This window comes from Herbiconiux daphne, assembly GCF_024979295.1.
GTDB classification, from domain to species: Bacteria; Actinomycetota; Actinomycetes; order Actinomycetales; family Microbacteriaceae; genus Herbiconiux; species Herbiconiux daphnes.
Map to the genome: position 1 here is coordinate 86461 of NZ_JANLCJ010000010.1, position 22654 is coordinate 109114.

Below are 22654 nucleotides of genomic sequence, written 5' to 3' on the forward strand. Positions count from 1 at the left end.
TCGCTCTTTATCGGGCGGCCGCGGCATCCGGAGTCTGAGGCCGATTTACTGCGTCGATTTCCCGGGTCGATTTCCTGGTCGGCCACGTTGACTTTCGCACGCTCTCGTGAATATGTTGTGAGCAACCACTTTTTTGGATCGACTACTGCACTGGAGCACCGATGTCGCTGACCCCTACCCGTGAAGACAAGTTCTCGTTCGGCCTCTGGACGATCGGCTACAACGGAACCGATCCGTTCGGCGGGCCCACCCGGGCGCCCCTCGACGTGGTGCACGCCGTTGAGAAGCTCTCGGAGCTCGGTGCCTACGGGCTGACCTTCCACGACGACGACCTCTTCGCGTTCGGCTCGACCGACGCCGAGCGTCAGACCCAGATCGACCGGCTGAAGACGGTGCTGGGCGACACCGGCCTCGTGGTGCCGATGGTCACCACCAACCTGTTCTCGGCGCCCGTGTTCAAAGACGGCGGCTTCACCTCGAACGACCGCGCCGTGCGCCGCTTCGCCCTGCGGAAGGTGCTGCGCAACATCGACCTCGCGGCCGAACTCGGTGCCACCACGTTCGTGATGTGGGGCGGCCGCGAGGGTGCGGAGTACGACGCGGCCAAAGACATCCGCTCGGCGCTCGAGCGCTATCGCGAGGCCGTGAACCTGCTGGGCGACTACGTCACCGATAAGGGCTACGACATCCGGTTCGCGATCGAGCCGAAGCCCAACGAGCCCCGCGGCGACATCCTGCTGCCCACCGTCGGCCATGCGCTCGCCTTCATCGAGACGCTCGAGCGGCCCGAGCTCGTGGGCGTCAACCCCGAGGTCGGCCACGAGCAGATGGCCGGCCTCAACTTCGCGGCCGGAATCGCGCAGGCGCTCTATCAGGGCAAGCTGTTCCACATCGACCTCAACGGGCAGCGCGGCATCAAATACGACCAAGACCTTGTGTTCGGCCACGGCGACCTGCACAATGCGTTCGCCCTCGTCGACCTGCTCGAGAACGGCGGCCCCGGTGGCGCGACGACCTACGACGGCCCGCGCCACTTCGACTACAAGCCCTCGCGCACCGAAGACGAGTCGGGCGTGTGGGAGTCGGCCGCCGCCAACATGCGCACCTACCTGCTGCTGAAGGAGCGGGCCGCGGCGTTCCGCGCCGACCCCGAGGTGCAGGAGGCGCTCGCGGCTTCCCGCGTGCCCGAGCTGTCGGTGCCCACGCTCGGCGAGGGCGAGAGCTACGCCGACCTGCTCGCCGACCGCTCCGCCTTCGAGGATTTCGACGCCGACGCCTACTTCGACGGCAAGGGCTTCGGCTTCGTGCGCCTGCAGCAGCTCGCCCTCGAGCACCTGGCGGGCGCCCGCTAGCGCGCCGCGCCGCGCCGCGGCTGCGGCCGCCGTCGCCGTCGCAGCTTCAGGCGAATCTCGCGTCATTCGGGCCCGTATTCGGGGCGAGCGGCGCGAGGCTCGCCCTTATCCGCGGCAGGCGCGAGTCGGGGCAGCGAAGCGGTGGGGCAGCTCAGACGCCCGAGTGGTTCTCCGGCGGGCGCCGGCTGACGCGCGGCGCGGTGGCGCAGCCGCGGCCACCGGCGCAGCTTCGGGCGAACCTCGTGTCATTCGGGCCCGTGTTCGGGCCGAGCGGCGCGAGGTTCGCCCGCGGCGGGTGCGGGTCGCGTCAGCGGAGCGGCGGGCGAGCCAGGCGGGCGAGTAGTTCTGAGGCGGGCGCCGGCTGGCGCCCTTATCCGCGGCGGGTGCGAGTCGCGCAGCGGGCGGCCGCTGGCGCGCGGCGCCGCGGCTGCCGTCGCAGGTTCCGGCGAACCTCGTGTCATTCGGGCCTGTATTCGGGGCGAGCGGCGCGAGGTTCGCCCTTAGCCGCGGCGGGTGCGAGTCGCGTCAGCGGGGCGGCTGGGCGGGTTAGTCGACTAAGTAGTTCTCGGGCGGGCGCCTGCCAGCGCGCCGTCGCAGGTTCAGGCGAACGCCGCGTTGTTCGGGGGTGTATTCAGGGCGAGCGGTGCGAGGTTCGCCCGCGGCGGGTGCGCGTTGCGGCAGCGGAGCGGAGCGGAGCTGAGCTGAGCGAGCGGAGCGAGCCGCGCGAGCGACGGGGTGGGTCAGACGACTGAGTAGTTCTCGGGCAGGGTGCCGCGCCCGGTGAGGCTGAGCAGCAGGGTCTCGCCGTCGCCCCGGGCCGCGGCGATGCCGGCGGCGAGCTCGAGGGTGCTCATGACCGCGTCGGCCGACTGGCCGTGCGGCAGCCCGGTGGCACGGGAGATGTCGATCGAGTGCACGACGAGTTCGAACACGCGGGTGCGCAGGTATTCCGGCAGGGCTATGCCGAGGCCGCCGATCGACACGATGCGCTCGGGCGGCGAGGTGTCGACGAGCGCCATCGCGCGGCCAAGTGCGTCGGCGATCGCGACCGCGGGCTCGGCACCCAGCCAGATGCCCGCCTCGACGCCGCGGGCGGCGACCGCCGCGGGGTCGGTGAGGTCGCGGTAGACCCGGGCGTAGTAGTGCTCGGCGTTCGCGACATTCGGATAGCCCGGGTCGTCGAGCAGCAGATAACTCTCGACCGTCAGGATGGCCCGGGTCGTGTGCCCCACGAGCGATCGCAGGCTCCACTCCCCGAGCGCGATCGAGTCCCACGCGTCGTCGGGTATTCGGGTGACGAGATCGTGGAACGCGGTGGCGGAGTGGAAGAACGTGGCGGCACTGCCCATGGGTCAATCGTGGCACAGCTGAAGCGCGGGCGGACACCGTTCCAGCGCGAGCGGACACGGTGGCGGCATGGGCTCTCGTTCGGCGCGCCACCGCCCGCCGAGCGCCGCCCGCGAAGCCTCCCCCGGCCGCCCGGGATGCCAGACTTGTCGCATGGCAGCAACGCTTCCCGACCGCGGCATCCTGACCGGGCGCTACATCACGCTCGAGCCCCTCACTCGGGAACTGCTGCCCGAACTGCATGCCGCCATCGGCCACCCCGAAGTCTTCGCCGGCGGCTACGGCGGCGGCCCCAAGGGCTACCGCGACACCGCGGCCGCGTTCGTGGAGTGGGCCGAGACCTATTACCAGTGGACGGGCGGCAACGCCTACGCCATCCGCCTGGTGGGCGGCAGCCACGACGGCGCCCTCGTGGGCACGTCGACGCTCGGCGATCTCAACCCGGCGCTCGAATACGCCCACCTCGGCTGGACCGCCTACGACCCCCGGGTCTGGGGAACAGTCGTGAATCCGGAGGCGAAGCTGCTACTGCTCGGCCTGGCCTTCGACCACGGGTTCGGCCGCGTCAAGATCCAGGCCGACGTGCTCAACACGCGGTCGCGGGCGGCGATCGCGAAGCTCGGGGCGACCTTCGAGGGCATCAGCCGGCGCGATGTTCCGCGCGCCGACGGCTCCTGGCGGGACTCCGCGGTGTTCTCGATCATCGTCGACGAGTGGCCCGCGGTGCGGGCCGCCCTCGAGCAACGCGTGCAGGATCAGGGCCGGGGAGTGCCGGTGGAGTACAAGACGGTGTGAGCGGCGTGTGCCGCGGCATCCGTTCTCCGTCGCGGGCGCATTGGTCGAATCGTTCGAACAATGGTGAACTAGCTCCATGGAATCTCTCTACACGGCAATCGCCCATGCCTCCGGCGGCGGACGCGACGGACACGTTCGCAGCGAAGACGACCGACTCGATTTCGACACCCGCCCCCCGAAGGAGATGGGCGGCTCCGGCGAAGGCACCAACCCCGAGCAGCTCTTCGCGGCGGGTTATTCGGCCTGCTTCCTGAGCGCGCTCCACGCCGCCGGTCGCCAGCTGAGCCTCGACACCACGGATGCCGCCGTGTCGGCGAGCGTCTCGATCGGCAAGACCGACGAGGGCGGCTTCGGGCTCGCGGTCGAACTCGACGTCTACGTTCCCAACGTGACGCCCGACGAGGCGCAGCAGCTCGCCGACCGGGCGCACGAACTGTGCCCCTATTCCAACGCGACGCGCGGCAACATCGACGTGGCGCTGACCATCGTCGAGTAGGCGCGACTGCCAGATGCCCGGCGCTGACTGCCAAATGCCGGGCTGAGCACTCCGCGCGGGTTCGCGAGGCCGAACCCGCGCGGTAGTGTCGGCGGGTGACACCGCTCCAACCCGCCGCCGCTCCGGCTCCCGCTCCCGGATCGGGTCCCGCCCCCGCACTCGCGCGGGGCCGGTTCGCCGTGGCGCTGCAGTTCGCCGCGATGGGCCTCGTGTGGGGCTCGAGCTTTCTGTTCATGAAGGTCGCGCTCGGTGGCATCTCGTTCGGCCAGGTGGCCTGGACCAGGCTCGTTCTCGGCGGCCTCACCCTCGGCGTGATCGTGCTGGTGATGCGGGCGCGGCTGCCGCGACAGGCATCCGTCTATCTGCACTTCCTCGTGATCGGTGTGGTGGGCTGCGTCATTCCGTTCCTGCTGTTCGCCTGGGCCGAGCAGTACGTGACGTCGGGGCTCGCCAGCATCTACAACGCGGTGACCCCCATCACGACGGCGTTGATGGCGACGCTGGTGTTCCACGTCGAGAAGCTCGACCGGTCTCGTGTGCTGGGGGTGGTGGCCGGCATCCTCGGGGTCGTCGTCATCATCGGGCCGTGGACCTTCATCGCCAACGACCAGGCGCACGGATCGCTCTTCACCGAGCTCGCGGGCCAGCTCGCGTGCCTCGGCTCCGCGGTGTGCTACGGCTTCACCTTCAGCTACCTGCGCCGGTTCATCACCAGCAAGGGCACGGTCTCGGGCATCACGGGAGCCTTTCTGCAGGTGGGCATGGGCGCGGTGGTGATGCTCGTGCTGACGCCGTTCATCGCGATCGGGCCGATCTCGCTCGACCCGTGGATCGTGCTGAGCCTGCTGACGCTCGGCATCCTGGGCACGGGCGTGGCCTACCTCTGGAACATGAACGTCTTTCTCGCGTGGGGCCCCACGGCCACCTCGACCGTCACCTACGTGACCCCCGTCGTCGGCGTCGCGCTCGGCATCGTGCTGCTCGGCGAACGCCTGAGCTGGAACGCGCCGGTGGGGGCGCTGCTGGTGTTCCTCGGCATTCTGCTCGCTCAGGGGCGGCTGCGGCTGCCGAGGCGCTCGTCGCCCGCCCGCGAAGGCGGCGCGCAGGATCAGGCCGGAGAAGCTGGCTAGAGTTTACGCATGACCAACGCGGATCACACGGCACCCCAGTCGGGCGGTTTCGACAGCAACGCCGACGTCTACGCCCGGCTCGAGAGCATCCGCCAGTCGATCGACAACATCGACGCTGCGCTGATCCACCTGCTGGCCGAGCGCTTCAAGTTCACCCAGACCGTCGGCCGGCTGAAAGCCGACCACGGCCTGCCGCCCGCCGACCTCGCGCGCGAGGCCCGCCAGATCAAGCGTCTGCGCGCGCTCGCCGAGGAGTCGCACCTCGACCCGGCGTTCGCCGAGAAGTTCCTCAACTTCATCGTCGCCGAGGTCATTCACCACCACGAGCGCATCGCCGGGGGCGCGGCCGAGGCCTGAGCCTTCTGAATCAGCGGATTTTCGCGGGTTCGTGCATGAGGGCGGCTCGAACGCGCGAATTTCCGCTGATCCGAACGGCGCCGAGCGAGCGACCGGCGAGCGACGGGCGATCGACGGCGGTCAGCCGCCGACGACGGGCCCGAAGTTCGCCGGCAGAGCCGCGCGGTGCGTGCCCGAGAGCTCGTCGAGCGGCACCTCGAACAGCCCCTGCACCTCGAGCGAGCCCGACAGCGCGTCGGTGACGCCGATGCGGATGACCGGCACCCCGCGCCCGGCGCACAGCCCCTGGAACTTCACGTCGTCTTCGCGCGGCACCGCCACCAGCACCCGGGCGGTCGATTCGCTGAACAGGGCATCGGATGCCGACACCCCGTCGCGCTCGATGATCTCGTCGAGCCACACCCGAGCGCCCACCCCGAACCGCAGCACCGACTCGGTCAGCGTCTGGGCGAGTCCGCCGTCGGAGAGGTCGTGCGCCGAGTCGATGAGCGCCTCGACGGCCCCGGCGCGCAGCAGCTCGGCGAGCGCCGTCTCGTCGGCGAACGACACCTGCGGCGGGCGGCCGCCGAGGTGGTCGTGGATGACGCCGGCCCAGGCCGAGCCGTCGAGTTCGGCGCGGGTGGTGCCGAGCAGGTAGAGGTTGTCGCCCTCGTCCTGCCAGCCCGAGGGCACGCGCCGGGCGACGTCGTCGATCACGCCGAGCACGGCGACGACGGGCGTTGGGTGGATCGGCTGCGAGCCGGTCTGGTTGTAGAACGAGACGTTGCCACCGGTGACGGGGATCTCGAGCTCGAGGCATCCGTCGGCCAGCCCCTCGACGGCCTGCGAGAACTGCCACATCACCTCGGGGTTCTCGGGTGAGCCGAAGTTCAGGCAGTCCGAGACGGCGACCGGCACGGCACCCGTGACCGACACGTTGCGGTAGGCCTCGGCGAGCGCGAGCTGGGCGCCGCGATAGGGGTCGAGCTGGCAGTAGCGGCCGTTGGCGTCGGCGGCCAGGGCGAACCCGAGGCCCGACTCCTCGTCGACGCGGATCATGCCGCCGTCGTCGGGGAACGACAGCGCCGTGTTGCCGAGCACGTAGCGGTCGTACTGGTTGGTGATCCACTCCTTCGACGCCATGTTCGGCGAGCCGACCACGCGCAGGAACTCGTCTCGCAGGTCGGCCCCGGATGTCGCACGCGGCAGCCGCGACGCGGAGTCGGCCTGCACGGCGTCGAGCCAGGCCGGGTAGGAGACGGGCCGCTCGTAGACCGGGCCGTCGACCGCGACGGTGCGCGGCTCGACGTTGACGATCTCCTCGCCGTGCCAGTTGATCACGAGCCGGCCGGTCTCGGTGACCTCGCCGAGCACGCTCGTCTCGACATCCCACTTCGACGTGACGGCCAGGAAGCCCTCGAGCTTCGACGGCTGCACGATGGCCATCATGCGCTCCTGACTCTCGCTCATCAGAATCTCTTCGGCGGTGAGCGACGGGTCGCGCAGCAGCACCTTGTCGAGCTCGATGAACATGCCGCCGTCGCCGTTCGAGGCGAGCTCGGAGGTGGCGCACGAGATGCCGGCCGCACCGAGGTCTTGGATGCCCTCGACCAGGTCGCCCGCGAACAGCTCGAGGCAGCACTCGATGAGCACCTTCTCGGCGAACGGGTCGCCCACCTGCACGGCGGGGCGCTTGGTGGGGCCGCCGGCCGAGAACGTGTCGGAGGCGAGAATGGATGCGCCGCCGATGCCGTCGCCGCCGGTGCGGGCTCCGAAGAGAACGACTTTGTTGCCCTCGCCGCGAGCGTTGGCGAGGTGCAGGTCTTCGTGCCGCAGCACACCCACCGACAGGGCGTTCACGAGCGGGTTGCCCTGGTACACCGGGTCGAAGTAGGTCTCGCCGCCGATGTTGGGCAGGCCCAGGCAGTTGCCGTAGAACGAGATGCCGCTCGTGACGCCGTGCACCACGCGTGCGGTGTCGGGGTCGTCGATCTTGCCGAAGCGCAGCTGGTCCATGACGGCGACCGGGCGGGCGCCCATCGAGATGATGTCGCGCACGATGCCGCCGACGCCGGTGGCAGCACCCTGGAAGGGCTCGATGTAGGAGGGGTGGTTATGGCTCTCGACCTTGAAGGTCACGGCCCAGCCCTCGCCCACGTCGACGACGCCGGCGTTCTCGCCGATACCCACCATGAGGTTCTTCTTCATGGCCGGGCTGACCTTCTGCCCGAACTGGCGCAGGTAGATCTTCGACGACTTGTAGGAGCAGTGCTCGCTCCACATCACCGAATACATCGCCAGCTCGCCGCTCGTGGGGCGGCGGCCCAGGATCTCGCGGATCTTCGCGTATTCATCGGCCTTGAGGCCGAGGGCCTCGTAGGGCTGCTCCCGCTCGGGGGTCGCGAGGGCGTTCTCGACGGTATCGGCAATGCTCACGCGGCCAGGACTCCTTGAGTTGCGGGGGAGGGATGCGCCTCGATTCTACCGGGCGCGGAGGCACCCCTGGCCGGGCGGCGGCCTGCGCTGGGCGCGGCGGCGTGCGCTGGGCGCGCCGGCCGCGGCGGCCCCGGCCGGCCGGGCCGCCGCGCCGGGCTCAGTCGCCGGCGCCGCGCAGGGTTCCGGTGTTCGGGCCGTCGGGGTGGCCGATCACGCAGGTGATCAGGCGGTCGCCGTCGAGCCACGACTCCTCGGTCGGCATCACGTAGCTGTAGACGTATTGCGAGTCGTCGTAGGGGATGCCGACGAACTCCTCGTAGGCGTCGTAGCATCCGTTGTCGGCGGCCACGTCGACCTTGTCGTCGCCCGGGTAGCTGCCGTCGCTCGTGTCGGGCACGGTGAAGTCGTCGTAGACCTCCCAGTCGTGGGGCGAGGCGCAGTCGACGAGGGGCACGTCGTAGACGGTGCCGTCGTTCCAGTCGTTGAGGCAGTCGCCCACGGTGAGGTCGAACACGCTCGCCGAGCCGCCGTCTTGCGACCCGTCGCTGCCGGTGCCGCCGTCGCCGGGCGAGCCCTCGGAGCCCTGCGACCCATCGGATCCCTGCGAGCTCGACCCCGAGCCGCTGCTGAGCCCGCCGAAGACCGCCGCCGTGAGCCCCGCGGTGAGGCTGAACACCAGCGCGACGGCGATGATCACCACCGAGATGCCGGTGAACACGGCTCCGATGACGACCCCCGCGAGCGCAGGGCTGTTGCGATAGCCGGCCTTCTTCGACTGACTGAGCGCCACAGCCGACAGGATGAGCCCGATCACGTTGAAGAAGATGGCCACGATGAGCCCCACCACGCCGAGCGTCTTGCCCGGGAAGTCGCCCGGGGCCAGCGGTGGCCCAGGCGGCGGGCCCATCGGCGACCCGGGCGGCGGCCCGGCCGGCGGAACGGACTGACCCGGGTAGGGCTGCGAGTAGCCCCCGGGGGCGCGGTTCGGGTCGTACGGCTGGCTCATCGCTCTCCTCCTGGCACGCGCGGCATGCTCATCCACCCCGCTGCCTCCGACGCTACCAACGTCGGCCGCTTCTCACCCGCTGCGTGTGCGACGATCCGTCAGATGGTGTCGGGGCCGGTCGCCTCCGGCGCGTCATCTCGTGCGGCCTCTCGTGCGGCGGTCTGGGCACTGCCGGCCGCCGCATCGCGTGCCAGGCGCGCGATGTCGTCCCACCATCGGGAGGTGTCGTCGCGGGCGACGGCGGCGCGGGCGAGGCCGGCGGTGCGGATGCCGGCACGCGCGCTCCAGACCTCCCTCACCCGTGCGGGTGCCGCCCCTGCGAGCACCTCCTCGATGGTGAGCACTGCGTCTTGCCCGAAGTTGCCCAGCGCTCCGGTGAGCTTCACGGAGGTGTAGTCGTCGACCGCGATACCCACCACGGGCACCCCGCCCGACACCGCGAACACCGCCGGATGGTAACGACTGGTCACCACGAGCGAAGCGCCCCGGGCGATCCCGGCCGCCGACACCGAGTCCGTCGGCACGATCGCCGTCGGGGCCGCAGTGCCCGCCTGGCCAGTCGCGCTCGCTGCGTTCGCGGCGGTCGTAGCGCCCGCCATCGCGGCGGCGACGAGCTCGTGCAGCACGGAGTCGCCCCGCACCTCGCCCGGCCGCAGCGAACCGAAGTGCGCCACGAACACCACCTCGAGCCCGGACTCCCGCAGCACGTCGTCGAGCAGCGCGGCGACGGCCCGCACGAACGCATCACGATCGTGCCCCGCGAGGTGGGTCGACAGAGTCACGGCGCAATACGGCCGGCCCCCGGCGACCGGCTCCGGGTGGGGTGCCGCCGCCCCGAGCGAGCCGCCGCCGGTCGGCTCGTTCCGAGATGTGGCCGCCGCCGGGCCCGGTGCAGCGTCGGCAGCCGTCGTGGTGGCGGCATCCGGTCTCGTCTGCGGTGCGCGGTCGCCCACGAAACTGGCGTCGTCCACCGTCTGATGCAGCAGGGTGGCGTCGACTCCGAGCGCCCGACAGAGCTCAAACGACGCGCCCTCGCGCAGCCCCACCCGGCGAGCGGATGCCAGCAGACCGGCCACGAGGCCGGCGTCGGCGGGCTCGAGGCGCGGGCCGATCGTCTGTCCGCTCACGACGAAGGGCCGGCCGAGTGCGGCGGCGATGCGGGCGAGTGTCGCGCGTTCGAAGATGTGCAGGGGCCAGTTCGACGCCATGTTGCCGCCGCCCGTCACCAGCACGAGGTCGGCGTGCCGCACGGCCTCGATGACCGCGTGGGCCGGGTCGTCGGCGGCCAGCAGGCCGGTCTGCCCGGCCGCCGTCAGCTCGACCCGGCGCAGTCGGTCGTCGTCGGCGGCGCGGTCGAATGACGGGCCCGACGAGAATCCGACGCGGGCCACGGTCTCGATGCCGTAGCGCGCGGCGGTCTCGGGCGGGTTCGCCGAGATCGCGGTGACCGTCGACGCGCCCCGCCGACGCAGCTGCTCGAGGGCCTCGTCGAACATGGCCTCGTCGCCGATGTGGATCATCTCGTCGACGACTCCGACGTCGCCGAGCAGCACGAGGTTCACAGATTCTCCCGGTCGCAGAGCCAGAGCCTTCACGCTAACCCATCGAGGGCACGAGGCCGCGCGCTGGGCGCCGCCACCGCCGCCCCCGCCCCCGCCCTTCACCCGCCGGACACCCTCCCGTCACCGGCATCCGCGCCTCTTCCTGTGCCGCTCCCGGCCGACCGCCATAGGATCGGGAACGTTCAGCGCCAGCTGAGAGATCGGCCTGACCGAAAGGCTGCCCATGGGCATTCAGACATCACTCGATGCGGTGCGCGCCGCGACGCGCCTGGTCGACTCGATGCGGCTCGCCGACGACCTCGCCTTCGAGGCGAACCGCGACCCCGGTGCGCGCACCATCCGCATCCTCACGCAGGCCCTCGACGACGACGACCAGATCGTCGCCATCGCCGCCACCCACGCGCTCGCCCAGGTGTTCGACGAGCAGGCCGACGTCGCCCTCTCGGGACTGCTGTCGAGCGACCGCCTCTTTCTGCGCGAGCACGCGGCCTGGGCCATCGGCTCGCGCATTCCGCGCTACGACACCATCGGGCGGCTCGTGTCGATGGTCGCCGACGGCGGATTCGGCGGCATGCTCGCCCAGCGCACCCTCGAGCAGTGGGCGTTCCCCACGCCCGAACACGTCGCCATCGGAGTTGAGGGCGCGCTGATCGGCATCCGCGAACCGGCTACCCGCTACCGCTTGGTCGAGACGCTCGGCCTCGTGCGCAGCCGCATCGCTCTGCGACCCCTGCTCGAGATCGCGGCCGACGCGAATGAAGACGAGACCGTGCGCGTCGCGGCCGTGTCGGCCCTCGGCCAGCGCACCGGCGACGCCCAGGTCGAGGCCTTCCTCGCCCCGCTCGCGGCCGGCGACGGCTACCTCGCCGACGTCGCCCGGCTCGCCCTCGTCGACCTGGCCGGCGGTCGCGCGGTTCGCGACGAGCCGCACGACGACATCACCGTGGCCCAGCTCTTTCTGCACGCCGACATCGACGCGCAACTCACGCAAGCCGGCAGCGGCGACAACGGCGGCATCGCCACCCTGCTCGTGCGGCTCGGCGACGCGTTGATCGCCGGCGGGCGACCGGATGCCGGCACCCACGTGCACCGCGTCATCACCATGTCGCGCGGCTCGGCTCAGGGGGCGCTCGCGAGTGTCGACGAGATCCGCGCGACCTCCGAGGGGCACCTCTACGGGCGCATCCCCCTGCTCAGCGAGCCGGTCAACTCGGCTTCGGCCTGGCCGCTGCGCGTGGCGGCCCGCCGGGGCGTGCGCCGCATGCTGCGGGCGGCCGGCGGTGTCGACCTGCTGCACTTGCGCATGGCCGACGTGGGCAGCCTCGCCGCGGCCGACGTGGCGCGGGAACTCGACGTTCCCGTCGTGTTCACCGTGGCCCCCGACCCCCATGCCGTCATCCGCTCGCTCGACCTGGCGGGGCAGCTCACGCGCTGGAACTTCGGCGACGTCGACGAGACCGAGCACTTCTGGTTCCGCACGCGGCTCGTGCAGCGCCTCGCGTCGAACGCCGCCCACACCGTGCTCTTTCCGCGACCCGAGCTCGAGCGCGACATGCGTGAGCTGGTGGGCATCGAGATGACGTCGCATCCGGAGCGCCACACGGTCGTTCCCGAGGGCATCGACCTCGGTGTGGTCGACCGCGGGGTGGCCGAGGCGGCCGCCCACGCGTCGGGCCAGCCCGCCACGCCGCCACTCGACGAGTTGCGCGACCTGCTCGAGCAGCTTCCCGAACAGCGCCGCGCGTTGCCGCTCGTGGTGAGCGTCGGGCGGTTCCACCGGGTGAAGGGCATGGCGTCGATCGTCGAGGCCTGGGCGCGAGGCGGTCTGCGCGACCAAGCGAACCTGCTGCTCATCGGCGGCGACCTCGAGCATCCGTCGGTCGACGAACGGGAACAGCTGGCCATCATGAACTCGCTCGTGCCCGCACAGCAGCGCGCGGCATCCGGCCTGCTGCTGCCCGGTCACCGGCCGAACGACACGGTGGCCCGGTGGGTGGCCGCCGCGCGCTTCGGCGTGCCCGGGCTCGCGGCGCCCCGCGGCGTCTATGTGTGCGGCAGCCTGAAGGAGGAGTTCGGCATCGCCCTGCTCGAGGCCATGGCGGCGGGACTGCTCGTGGTGGCGCCCGACGGCGGCGGCCCGGCGACCTATGTCGACCGCGGCGTCACCGGTTTTCTCACCCAGACCTGGCACGTCGAACGACTCGCGGCGAGCATGGGCGAAGCCCTGCGCGCGGCGGCGGCTGAGAGCGGTGTCGATCGGGCGGCCGCGTCGCGCCGAACGGTCGAGAAGAGCTTCACCATCGAAGCGATGGCCACGGCGCTCGCCGAGGTCTACGCCGGGGTGCACGCCGAGTCCGACACCCAGTTCTCGCCGGCGGCCGTGCGGTGACGCTGCTCGTCATCAGTCCCGACTACGCCTCGCACCTGCTGCCCCTAGCGACCCTCGCCACCGCCTGGCGCGACGCCGGTGAACGCGTGGTGGTGGCCACGGGGCCCGCGACCGACGGCATCGTGCGGTCGTTCGGGTTCGAGCGGGTCGACCTGCAGCTCGGCAAGGGATCGAACCCGGGCGTCATCCGCGCCGAACAGCAGCCGGCGGGCGAAGACGACGCCCTGCGCGGATTCTTCGCGGCCACCCGCCGGGGCATGATCGAGACGCTCGCGTTTCAGGCCGAGGCCCGGCTGAGCGATCTGATGTGGCAGCCGGTGCCGACGGCCCGCGCCGTGCAACGGGTCGTCGCCGAGGTGGCGCCCGACGAGATCATCGTCGACCACCTCGCGTTCAGCGCGCGCCTTGCCCTCACGGCCGCCAGCATCCGTCACGCCGACGTCGTGCTCGGGCACCCGACTGCGCTGCCGGTCGCGGGCGAGGTCTACGGCTATCCGGCGACCTGGCCGGCCGCGTTCGCTCCGGATGCCGCCGACCTCACCGCTCTGCGGCAGCTCTGCGAGCGGGTGAGCGACTCGTTCACCGCCGAATGGAACGCCGCGCTCGCCGCTCTCGCCGCTCTCGCCCCCGCGTTGCCGCCCTCGGTGTCGGCGTTCGAGGAGCACGGCGATCTGCTGCTCTACAACTATCCGGCCGAGCTGAGCGAGCCGGCCCGCACGGCCCTGCTGCCTCCGCACGCCTTTCTCGGATCGGCCGTGCGCGACGAGCCGCTCGACCCCGAGGTGGAGGAGTGGCTCGCGTCGAGCGACGAGCCGTTCGTCTACGTGAGCTTCGGCAGCTTTCTCTCGGTGCGGTCAGACGTGCTCGCGCGCGTGGCGGCCGCGCTCGCCGGGGTCGGGGTGCGGGCGGCTCTGGCGCTCGGATCGGCCGACCGGTCGGAGCTCGGCGAGCTGCCCGCGTCGTGGTTGGTGCGCGAGTTCCTGCCGCAGGTGCGGTTGCTTCAGGCCGCGGCCGCGCGCGGTGGGGCCGCGGTGACGCACGGCGGCAACAACAGCGTGACCGAGGCGATGACGGCGGGTGTACCGCTCGTGGTGCTGCCGTTCTCGACCGACCAGTTCGCCGGCGCGGCCGCTCTCGAGCGGGCCGGCTTCGCCGAGGTGCTCGACCCGAACGCGGCGTCGGTCGGCGAACTCGCGGGTGCTCTCGCGCGGGTGCTGGGCCCGGTGTGGGCGGGCGGCGAGCCGGCGGCGCGGCTCTCGGCGCTCTCGGCGTCGCTGCGGGCGTCGGGCGGGGCCGAGCGGGCCCGCGCGGCCGTGCGCGAGTGGGTGGCGGCGGCGCGCTGACGGGTGGGTTGCCCTCGCGTGGGCGGCGCGGCACAGGGATGCCGCCGGCGACGCAGCCCGCCCCGGTCAGTCGGCGGCGTCGAGTGCCACGAGGTCGCGCATCGCGGCCGGGGTCGCGGCGGCCGAGCGGTAGCGCTCCATCAGGGCGGCGTTCGCGTCGTAGTGCGCACCCTCGCGCGGCTGGGCCACGTGATGCAGCGCGAACACGTGCCCCTCGTGCCGTCGCGGAGGCTCCCCGAGCAGCGTCTCGTGGGCCACGTGCCAGGCGGCATCCTCGAAGCCCCACCCCCGGAACCGCTCGTCTTGCCCACCATGACTCCGCCACGTCGCGGGCGTCGTGACATAGACCCCCGAGCAGGCGCCGTGCACGATCTCGTGCGCGCAGTCGCCCAGCGGCCGGCCCGCCATGAACGCGGCCGTTCCCTCGGCGCCGAGCCAGCGGTACTCCGTGTAGGGCAGGTGCACCCGTCCTGACGTGCGCGCCGCCGCGATCGCCTCGAGCAGCGGCCCGCGCTCCGGAACGGTGTCGGCATCGCCGATCACCACGACGTCGTGCGGCGAGGCGATCCCCTGCACCCCGGCGTTGCGGCAGCGCGCGAGGTTGAAGACCTCGTCATCCGTATCCACCGCCACGATCGGCACGTCGCCGAGGGCCGAGCGATACCACTCGACCACGGCATCGAACGCGGCGAGCCGCGAAGGCTGGGGTCTCCAGGGAATGACGATCGTGACCATGTTCTGAGAATAGGCGTACGCTCACGCGCATGAGCGACACCAGCAACGAGGCGAAGGCCCGGCCGAGCAGACCGGATGCCGCCCTCCGCACGAAGCGGGTGCTCTCGTGACCGGCCGCCCCCGCCACGCCCGCGAGGGATCGTCGCCGCTGCTGGCGCTCGGCGAGCAGCGGTTCGTGCAGCTGACGACGTTCCGCAAGACCGGAGTCGCCGTGTCGACGCCGGTCTGGATCGCCCGCGACGGCGACGAGTTGCTGGTCACCACCCCCGCCGAGAGCGGCAAGGTCAAGCGCCTGCGCAACAGCGGGCGGGTCGAGCTGCAGCCGTGCAGCCGGCGAGGCAAGGTCGACGACGGGGCGCCGCGCGTCGAGGCGGTGGCGCGCATCCAAGACGGCCGCGCCGAGGTGGAGCGCGGCAGCCACTGGTTCGCCAACAAGTACGGCGTCGAATACCGGGTCACCCTGCTCATCGAACGCATCGTGGCGCGGGGTCAGCGCAGGCGCGTCATCCTGCGCATCCGCGACAGCTGATCGCGTCTCCGGTCAGCCCTCGCGCGTCGCCGGGAGACTCCTCTCATGCTGAGCAAATTCTCGGCTCCGCGGAGTAACGTCGCCGCCACATCACAGCGACCGCCCCCGCGGTCGAGGCACTTGAAAGAAGATGATCGTCATGGCTCGAACGTGGCAGCGATGGGTTCCCGCGGTCGCGGCCCCCGCCGTCGTGGCAGTTGCCGTCGTGGGTGGCGTCTTCGCCACCAGCGCGTCGGCCGATCTGCCCGAGAAGACCCCGCAGCAGGTGCTCGAGCTCGCCGCGGCGAGCGACGTCGAGTCGTTCTCGGGCGACGTGCAGCAGAGCGCCGACCTGGGGTTGCCCGACCTCTCGAGCGTGCCCGGGGGTTCGGGCGCGGCATCCGGTGGTTCGGGCTCTTCTGCGGCCGATGCCGACGCCGGCATCTCGAGCGCCCTCGAACTGCTCACCGGCAGCCACGACGCGCGGGTCTACGCCGACGGCCCCACGAAGGTGCGCGTGCAGATTCTCGACCAGCTGGCCGAGCGCGACGCGATCCGCAGCGGCGACGACCTCTGGCTCTACGACTCCGGCGACCAGACGGCGGTGCACTCCACGGTGCCGGCCGAGACCGAAGACGGCTCGACGGGATCGGGCGACGACGTGAGCGCCACCCCGCTGCCCACCGAGATCTCGACCCCGGCCCAGCTCGCGCAGAAGCTCCTCGATGCGGTCGATCCGACAACGGATGTCACCCTCGGAGCCGACACGAAGGTGGCGGGTCGCTCGGCCTACGACCTCATCCTCACCCCGCGCTCCTCCGACACCCTCGTGGGTTCGGTGTCGATCGCGGTCGACTCCGAGACCGGGCTGCCGCTCAGCGTCGAGGTGCTGGCGCGCGGGGCCTCCGACCCCTCGTTCAGCGTGGCCTTCACGTCGCTGTCGCTCGACACCCCGTCGGCCGACCTGTTCGCGTTCACCCCGCCCGAGGGCACGACGGTGACCGAAAAGCCGTTCCCGGAGCACGGCGACGGGCCGGCGACCGGATCGGACGCGGCATCCGCCGGGCCGCAGCCCGTCGTTACCGGCGAGGGCTGGGCGCGCATCGTCGAGCTGCCGGTCGGCGCGAGCGTCACCGACATCACCTCGTCGCCCCTGTTCTCGCAGCTGACCACCCCGGTCGACGGCGGCGCGGTGCTGCAGACCACGCTCGTGTCGGTGCTGCTGACCGACGACGGGCGCGTGTTCGCCGGCGCGGTGCCGGCCGAGCAGCTGCAGGCGGCGGCCGCTGCGGCGCCGGATGTCGCGACGCCGGACGCTGCGGCTCCCGCTTCGCCGACCGCTCCCGCCCCCGCTTCGCCGGCCGAGTGAGCGCGCCGCTCGCCGACGTCGGGGCCGCGCCCTCGGTCGGCGGCGCATCCTCGCCGGCTGGTTCGCTCGCGTCGTCCTCCTCGTCGTGGTCGTCATCGTCGTGGTCGACCTCCTCGTCATCGTCGCCCGCGCCGCAGTTCGCCATCGAGACCCACGGACTCACCAAGCGCTTCGGCAAGCAGACCGTCGTGAACGGCGTCGACCTCGCGGTGCCGCGCGGGTCGGTGTTCGGCTTCCTCGGGCCGAACGGATCGGGCAAGACCACCACCATCCGCATGCTCCTCGGGCTCGCGAGCGCCACCGCCGGCGACATCTCCGTGCTCGGCGAGAGCATGCCGCGCCGGCTCGCGACCGTGCTGCCGCGGGTCGGAGCCCTCATCGAGGGGCCGGGGTTCTACCCGTTCCTCTCCGGTGAGGCCAACCTGCGCCGCCTCGATGCCGCCGACGGATTCGCGCCCGCCGCCACGCGCGCGGCCCGGGTCGCGCACGCGCTCGAGCGCGTCGGACTCTCGCACGCCGCCTCGAAGAAGGTCAAGGCCTACTCGCTCGGCATGAAGCAGCGCCTCGGCATCGCCAACGCCCTCCTCGCCCCCCGCGACCTGATCGTGCTCGACGAACCCACCAACGGACTCGACCCCCAGGGCACCCGCGAAGTGCGCAGCCTCATCCGCTCGCTCGCGGCCGAGGGAACCACGGTCTTCGTCTCGAGCCACCTCCTGGCCGAGATCGAGCAGATGTGCACCCACGCCGCCGTCATGAGCGCCGGCTCCCTCGTGGCCCAGGGCACCCTCGACACCCTGCGCCAGGCCGGCCAGACCCGCCTGCGCCTCCTCACCCCCACCCCCGACACGGATGCCGCCACCCGCGTCCTGACCACCCTCGGCCTCCTCCCCACCCCCGCCGCCCCGCCGCCTCCCGCCCCCACCCCGTCGCTCGCCCCCACCCTGTCCCCGCCCACCGGTAGCGCAAACGGCTCCCCCGCCCCCGATTTGCAGCACTTTGCGCGACCGTCTGCCGCTCCTGCAAGTGCTGCGCCGCTGGACACCGCCAATACCTCATCCCCAGCTATCGATAGCGCAAACGATTCGTCGAGCGCCTCCACCCCGCCCCCAGCGCCGGGTAGCGCAAACGGTTCGTCCACCACGGATTTGGAGCACTTTGCGCGACCGACGCCTCGGCCCAATACCTCACCGCCAGCGAGCGGTAGCGAAAAGGGCTCTTCCGGTGCCGACTTGGACCACTTTGCGCGACCGTTGAGTGCCGCCACCGGCGCCGCCGAGGCGCGCGCGGCGAGCGGTAGCGCAAGGGGTTCGTTCGCGGGCGAGTCTGCGCACTTTGCGCGACCGGGGCTCGACGAGACCGTGGTCGAGGCGCCCCTTCCGGACGGGTTCGCGCCGGAATCCGTGGTCGCAGCGCTCGTCGGCGCCGGAGTGCGGGTGCGCGGGTTCACGGTCGAGCGCGCGTCTCTCGAAGATCTCTTCGTGGCACTGACGGGGGAGGGGTTCGACGTTGTCCAGTGACGCTCACGGCACCCATTCGCCCGGAGAACCCGGCCGGGGCCCCGCACCGGCCGCCGCACCCGGCTCGCTGCCAACACCCACCCCGTTGACCACCGACACGTCGGCTCCGGCGACGGCCACCGCGGATGCCCCGACCCGTGTGACCCCGGGCGACACGCTCGCCGCGGCATCCGCAAGCCCCGGCCCCGCGAGCCCCGGCCCCACCGGCACCGAGCTCACGACCCGGCGGCCGCAGCGGGCGATCGGGTTCGGGTTCTTCGCGTCGGAGTTGTCGGTGCTGTTCCGGCGGCGGCGCACGTGGGCGATGCTCGGGGCGCTGGCCGCGATTCCGGTGCTGATCGCGGTCGCCATCCGGCTCACCGACGGCGGCGACGGACGAGGCCCCGCCTTCCTCGACCGCATCACCCAGAACGGCCTGTTCGTGGGCATGACCGCGCTCGTCGTGTCGATTCCGCTGTTCCTGCCGCTCACGGTCGGGGTGGTCGCCGGCGACACCATCGCGGGCGAAGCCAGCACGGGAACCTTGCGCTACCTGCTCGTGTCGCCGGTCGGGCGCATCCGTCTGCTCGTCGTGAAATATGCCGCCGCGGTGGTGTTCAGCCTCGCCGCGACGGTGACCGTGGCGTTGGCCGGCATCCTGATCGGGTTCGCCCTGTTCCCTGTGGGGCCCGTGACCCTGCTCTCGGGCGACACCATCAGCGTGGGCGAAGCGCTGCTCAGATCTATGCTCATCGCGGCATACGTCACGCTCGGCCTCGTCGGACTGAGCGCCATCGGCCTGTTCATCTCGACCCTGACCGACGCCCCGGTCGGCGCGATGGCAGCCACCGTCGTGCTGTCGATCGTGTCCCAGGTGCTCGGACAACTCTCGCAGACCGAGTGGCTGCACCCGTGGCTGTTCAGCTACTACTGGCTCGACTTCGCCGACCTGTTGCGGCAGCCGATCGAGTGGTCGAGCTTCGGCGGCAATGCGCTGCTGCAGCTCGGGTATGTGATCGTGTTCGGGGCGCTGGCCTACGGACGCTTCGCGTCGAAAGACGTGCTCTCGTAGCTCGCGACCGCCGAGCGCCCCCGCTCGCTACTCGTCTTCGAGCCGGAAGCCGACCTTGAGCGTCACCTGGAAGTGCGCGATCTCGCCGTTCTCGAGCTCACCCCGCGTCGACACCACTTCGAACCAGTCGAGCCCGCGCAGGGTCTTGGCCGCCCGGGCCAGGCCGTTGCGGATGGCGGCATCCGTGCTCTCGGGCGAGGTGCCCACGATTTCTGTGACGCGATACGTGTGGGTGCTCATCATCGACCTTCCGTCGTAGTCCGTCTGTGTTTTCCGAGCCTATTCCGCACCGGTGCAGAAGTCTTTGAGATCGATCAACTTCTGCGCAGTTTTCGCTCAGGCGCACCTTGGGCCAAGCTCAAGTCGGCGCTCACTCAAGGGGTTCAGAACGACGGATGCCGCCGCCGAAACCCCTGGTCAGCCGAGTGTTTCGCCCCCGCGCCTCGGAGCCGCTCGGGCCGCCGACCGAACCTGGGAGCCCCGGATGCCGGGCGTGGCGGGCCGCCCGCACCGGCGCTAGCGTATGCAGCAGTACCCGATACAGGGACGGCACGTAGGTTCACCCCACCCGCCTGCCGTCCCGCCGGCACACCCGATGCCGATGCCGTGGTGCGCGCAGCAACCCCCAGGCGTTCCCCATGCCTGCTGCGCGCACCACGTTTCTCGTTAAACGGGGCAGCGGCCCTCGGCGCGGCTCTCGTAGCAGGGGCGCCCGCCGCTCGCGTCACACCTCGATCGCTCCGCCGCGCTCGGCGAGGTGCCGCCGCAGGGTGAGGCTCGGGTCATCCGTCTGCCGGGCGCGATATGCCGAAAAGTCGAGCTGCTCGCGCAGGCTCGTGCCCGCGCGCATCCGTTCGGCCTGGGCCCCTTCGGTCTGCAGGATCACCGTCGCGGCCTCGAGCACGTCGTCGAGGCGATCGGCCGCGACGAACAGGATGCCGTCGTCATCGGCGAACACGTGGTCGCCGGGTGCGACCGAGGCGCCGTCGAGGTAGGCGCTGTACATCGGCGCGCCCGCCGGCGGCACCCGGCGCGGACCGAACGGGAAAGCGCCGAGGCTGTGGATCGGCAGTCCGATCTGGTGCAGCTGCGCGGTGTCGCGGTGCCGGCCCCACACCACGACGCCCGCGGCTCCGGCTTCGCGGGCCTCGAGCAGCATGAGGTCGCCGACGCAGGCCTCGTCGTCGCGCCCCGCGTTGTCGACCACGAGCACGAACCCGGCCGGAGCGTCGTCGATCGCCTGCAGGATGACGTCGACGCTTCCCAGGTGCGTGACCGGCATCGCTGGTCCGCTGAACACCGCGCCGGCGAACAACGGATGCAGCGCCGCGGGTGCTGTGCGCACGGGCACCCCCACCCGCAGCGAGGCGTCGGCGATGGCGGCGGTGGGGTAGGTGGTCATGGCGTCTCCTGGGTGGGGCGGGGTCGCCGCCAGCCAAGCGGATGTCGCGCCCTCCCACAAGAGACCAGCCGACGCCGCGTGGCATCCTCGCAGCGGGCGCCCGCTCCGTGGCCTCCCGCAGGTCGGCCTTCTCACCAGCGCGCCCCTTCTGTTCGCGCGCCGTGCCTGAGGGGCGCGAGGAACCAAAAGGGGCGCGATCAGCGGGAGCTCCCCGCGCACCGGGGTCGGCGGCGCGAACTACGCTGGCTGGGTGGCGCGCGCATCCGAGACTCTGCGGCGCCTCGCCTGGGGGCGGGGCGCGCCGCTGCCGCGCGACGTCGTCGTGCTCGGCGTGGTGGCGTTCTTCGTGATGCTCGGGTTCGGCGTGGTGGTGCCCGTTCTGCCCGTCTATGTGCGCAGCTTCGGAGTGGGCTACCTCGAGGTGGGCGCCGTGGTGTCGGCGTTCGCCGTGATGCGACTCGTGGCCAACCCGTTCGTGGGCAAGCTGGTCGATCTCGTGGGCGAACGGGTCGTGCTCGCCTCGGGCATCGGCATCGTCGCCCTCTCGAGCGCCCTCGTCGGGCTCGCCGACAACTATCTGCAGGTGCTGCTCCTCCGCGGAGCGGGCGGCATCGGCTCGGCCATGTTCACCGTGTCGGCCATGACCCTGCTGCTCGCCTCCTCCGAGCCCGCCACCCGCGGCCGCTCGGTCGGCTTCTACCAGGGCGGATTCCTCATCGGCGGCATGGCCGGCCCCGCCGTCGGCGGCCTGCTCGCCGGAATCTCGCTGCACGCCCCCTTCTTCTTCTACGCCGGCACCCTCGTCGTGGCCGGCGCCGTCGGTCTCGCCCTGCTGCAGCGCCACGACCGCAACGAGACCACCGCGCCCGAGCCCGCCCGCCCGTTCCGCGAGGTGCTGCGCGACTCGCGCTACCAGACCGCCCTGCTCGCCAACCTCGCCCAGGGCTGGTCGGCCATGGGCGTGCGCAGCGCCCTCATCCCCGTGCTCGTGGTCGAGGTGCTGCACGGCGAACCCGCCTGGACCGGCATCGCCTTCGCCATCGCCGCCGTCGCCCAGACCCTCGCGCTGCTGCCCGCCGGCCGCTTCGTCGACACCGTCGGCCGACGGCCCGCCATCATCGCCTCGTTCGCGGTGGGCGCCCTCATCATGCTCGCCATCCCGGCGGTGACGAGCCTCTGGCTGCTCATCGTGTTGCTCAGCCTCTACGGCGTGGCCGCCGCCTTCATGGGCACCGCTCCAGCGGCCGCGGTCGGCGACGCCGCGGGCGCGCGCGGTGGTCAGCCCGTGGCCGTGTTCCAGGCGTTCTCCGACGCCGGAGCCATCGCCGGCCCCCTCGTCGCCGGCCTGCTCGTCGACGCCTTCGGCTTCGAGGCCGCCTTCGGGTCGGCCTTCGTGCTCATGGCTGCCGCATCGGTCTTCGCGCTCCGGATGCCCCGAACCCGCCCCGTCGCCGCCTGACCGGTTCCCGGCTCCGCCCGCCGACGACCCTTAAGGCCCACCTTAGCCGAGGCCTGCCGGCGCCCCGCACGATAGGTCGCGTGCCCGACGAGCCGCCGCCGCCTTAGAGAGCATCGTGAACTCATCGAACATCCGCTCACGATCCGACAAGGAGACACCCCATGCTCTTCCTCATCCTGCTCGGCATCCTCGCCCTCTGGCTCGCCGTGCTGCTCTACGTCGCCGGCATCGACACCGGCCGCGAGGGCACGCCCGACGACTACCCGCTCCTCACCGAACCGCGCTTCTTCACCCGCTGACCCCGCTGACCCGCTGACCGGGCCCGGCCAAGCCACTGACCGGGGTCCGGCCCACCCGAGGCTCGGCACCTCGCCTCAGCCGGCCACCGGCCCACCCAAGGCCCGGCAGCCCACTCCGC

The 22654-nt window shown here is 71.7% G+C and carries 20 protein-coding genes and 1 pseudogene; 14 read left to right on the plus strand and 7 right to left on the minus strand.

The window, feature by feature from the left end:
- The first annotated feature begins 161 nt into the window (after window positions 1-161).
- Window positions 162-1352, plus strand: coding sequence for a xylose isomerase (gene xylA, locus N1032_RS19845; protein ID WP_259541539.1), 1191 nt, complete (start codon window positions 162-164; stop codon window positions 1350-1352).
- A gap of 740 nt (window positions 1353-2092) precedes the next feature.
- Here xylA and N1032_RS19850 read toward each other — a convergent pair.
- Entirely contained in the window at window positions 2093-2701 is a 609-nt protein-coding gene (locus N1032_RS19850) for a maleylpyruvate isomerase N-terminal domain-containing protein (protein ID WP_259541541.1), read from the minus strand.
- Window positions 2702-2852: 151 nt separating this feature from the next.
- Between N1032_RS19850 and N1032_RS19855 the strand changes: the two genes are divergently transcribed.
- The 4 genes from N1032_RS19855 (at window position 2853) to N1032_RS19870 (ending at window position 5477) form a co-directional block, all read left to right on the plus strand.
- Window positions 2853-3494: a GNAT family N-acetyltransferase gene (locus N1032_RS19855; RefSeq protein ID WP_259541542.1), complete on the plus strand. Its 642-nt coding sequence runs from the start codon at window positions 2853-2855 to the stop codon at window positions 3492-3494.
- 76 nt (window positions 3495-3570) lie between these two features.
- The gene (locus N1032_RS19860) at window positions 3571-3990 is read left to right on the plus strand and encodes an organic hydroperoxide resistance protein (RefSeq protein WP_259541543.1); all 420 of its coding nucleotides are present in this window, start codon (window positions 3571-3573) and stop codon (window positions 3988-3990) included.
- Between the two features lie 200 nt (window positions 3991-4190).
- Window positions 4191-5120 (plus strand): DMT family transporter, encoded by a 930-nt coding sequence (locus tag N1032_RS19865; RefSeq protein ID WP_259541621.1) that lies wholly within the window; start codon window positions 4191-4193, stop codon window positions 5118-5120.
- A 9-nt stretch (window positions 5121-5129) separates the two neighbouring features.
- Window positions 5130-5477 (plus strand): chorismate mutase, encoded by a 348-nt coding sequence (locus N1032_RS19870; protein WP_259541544.1) that lies wholly within the window; start codon window positions 5130-5132, stop codon window positions 5475-5477.
- 120 nt (window positions 5478-5597) lie between these two features.
- On the opposite strand, the gene purL is transcribed toward N1032_RS19870, so the two are convergent.
- From purL to N1032_RS19885, 3 genes are all read right to left on the minus strand, one after another.
- Entirely contained in the window at window positions 5598-7892 is a 2295-nt protein-coding gene (gene purL, locus N1032_RS19875) for a phosphoribosylformylglycinamidine synthase subunit PurL (RefSeq protein ID WP_259541547.1), read from the minus strand.
- A gap of 157 nt (window positions 7893-8049) precedes the next feature.
- A complete protein-coding gene (locus tag N1032_RS19880; protein WP_259541548.1) occupies window positions 8050-8898 on the minus strand; it encodes a DUF4190 domain-containing protein in 849 nt (282 codons plus the stop codon).
- Window positions 8899-8996: 98 nt separating this feature from the next.
- Entirely contained in the window at window positions 8997-10493 is a 1497-nt protein-coding gene (locus N1032_RS19885; protein ID WP_259541551.1) for a polysaccharide pyruvyl transferase family protein, read from the minus strand.
- Between the two features lie 190 nt (window positions 10494-10683).
- On the opposite strand from N1032_RS19885, the gene N1032_RS19890 reads away from it, so the two are divergent.
- Complete coding sequence (locus N1032_RS19890) at window positions 10684-12849, plus strand: glycosyltransferase (RefSeq protein WP_259541553.1); 2166 nt, start codon at window positions 10684-10686, stop codon at window positions 12847-12849.
- The gene (locus tag N1032_RS19895) at window positions 12846-14192 is read left to right on the plus strand and encodes a nucleotide disphospho-sugar-binding domain-containing protein (RefSeq protein ID WP_259541555.1); all 1347 of its coding nucleotides are present in this window, start codon (window positions 12846-12848) and stop codon (window positions 14190-14192) included. The genes N1032_RS19890 and N1032_RS19895 overlap by 4 nt, the downstream gene beginning before the upstream one ends.
- 66 nt (window positions 14193-14258) lie before the next feature.
- Here the strand turns inward: N1032_RS19895 and N1032_RS19900 are convergent, their stop codons facing one another.
- The gene (locus N1032_RS19900) at window positions 14259-14927 is read right to left on the minus strand and encodes a hypothetical protein (protein WP_259541556.1); all 669 of its coding nucleotides are present in this window, start codon (window positions 14925-14927) and stop codon (window positions 14259-14261) included.
- 106 nt (window positions 14928-15033) lie between these two features.
- Here N1032_RS19900 and N1032_RS19905 point away from each other — a divergent pair, with 106 nt between their 5' ends.
- The 4 genes and pseudogenes from N1032_RS19905 to N1032_RS19925 all read left to right on the plus strand — a co-directional run bounded on the left by N1032_RS19905 (window position 15034) and on the right by N1032_RS19925 (window position 19375).
- Entirely contained in the window at window positions 15034-15456 is a 423-nt protein-coding gene (locus tag N1032_RS19905) for a PPOX class F420-dependent oxidoreductase (RefSeq protein WP_259541559.1), read from the plus strand.
- A gap of 139 nt (window positions 15457-15595) precedes the next feature.
- On the plus strand, window positions 15596-16804 hold the full coding sequence (locus tag N1032_RS19910) for a LolA family protein (RefSeq protein WP_259541560.1): 1209 nt from the start codon (window positions 15596-15598) through the stop codon (window positions 16802-16804).
- 143 nt (window positions 16805-16947) lie between these two features.
- Window positions 16948-17706 (plus strand): annotated as a pseudogene (locus tag N1032_RS19915) (ABC transporter ATP-binding protein); the annotation flags it as partial.
- 922 nt (window positions 17707-18628) lie between these two features.
- Window positions 18629-19375, plus strand: a complete 747-nt coding sequence (locus N1032_RS19925) for an ABC transporter permease (RefSeq protein ID WP_407933059.1) — start codon at window positions 18629-18631, stop codon at window positions 19373-19375.
- A 27-nt stretch (window positions 19376-19402) separates the two neighbouring features.
- Here N1032_RS19925 and N1032_RS19930 read toward each other — a convergent pair whose 3' ends face one another.
- Together N1032_RS19930 and N1032_RS19935 are read right to left on the minus strand one after the other, a co-directional pair.
- Window positions 19403-19618 (minus strand): dodecin, encoded by a 216-nt coding sequence (locus N1032_RS19930; RefSeq protein ID WP_456319121.1) that lies wholly within the window; start codon window positions 19616-19618, stop codon window positions 19403-19405.
- A 481-nt stretch (window positions 19619-20099) separates the two neighbouring features.
- Window positions 20100-20777 carry an RraA family protein gene (locus N1032_RS19935; protein ID WP_259541563.1) on the minus strand — a complete coding sequence of 226 codons (678 nt, stop codon included), beginning with the start codon at window positions 20775-20777 and terminating at the stop codon, window positions 20100-20102.
- On the opposite strand from N1032_RS19935, the gene N1032_RS19940 reads away from it, so the two are divergent.
- The 3 genes from N1032_RS19940 to N1032_RS19950 all read left to right on the plus strand — a co-directional run bounded on the left by N1032_RS19940 (window position 20776) and on the right by N1032_RS19950 (window position 22535).
- Window positions 20776-20946, plus strand: a complete 171-nt coding sequence (locus N1032_RS19940) for a hypothetical protein (protein WP_259541566.1) — start codon at window positions 20776-20778, stop codon at window positions 20944-20946. The genes N1032_RS19935 and N1032_RS19940 overlap by 2 nt on opposite strands.
- Before the next feature lie 81 nt (window positions 20947-21027).
- Window positions 21028-22236: an MFS transporter gene (locus tag N1032_RS19945; protein WP_259541568.1), complete on the plus strand. Its 1209-nt coding sequence runs from the start codon at window positions 21028-21030 to the stop codon at window positions 22234-22236.
- Window positions 22237-22397: 161 nt separating this feature from the next.
- Window positions 22398-22535: a hypothetical protein gene (locus N1032_RS19950; protein WP_259541570.1), complete on the plus strand. Its 138-nt coding sequence runs from the start codon at window positions 22398-22400 to the stop codon at window positions 22533-22535.
- Window positions 22536-22654 lie beyond the last annotated feature (119 nt).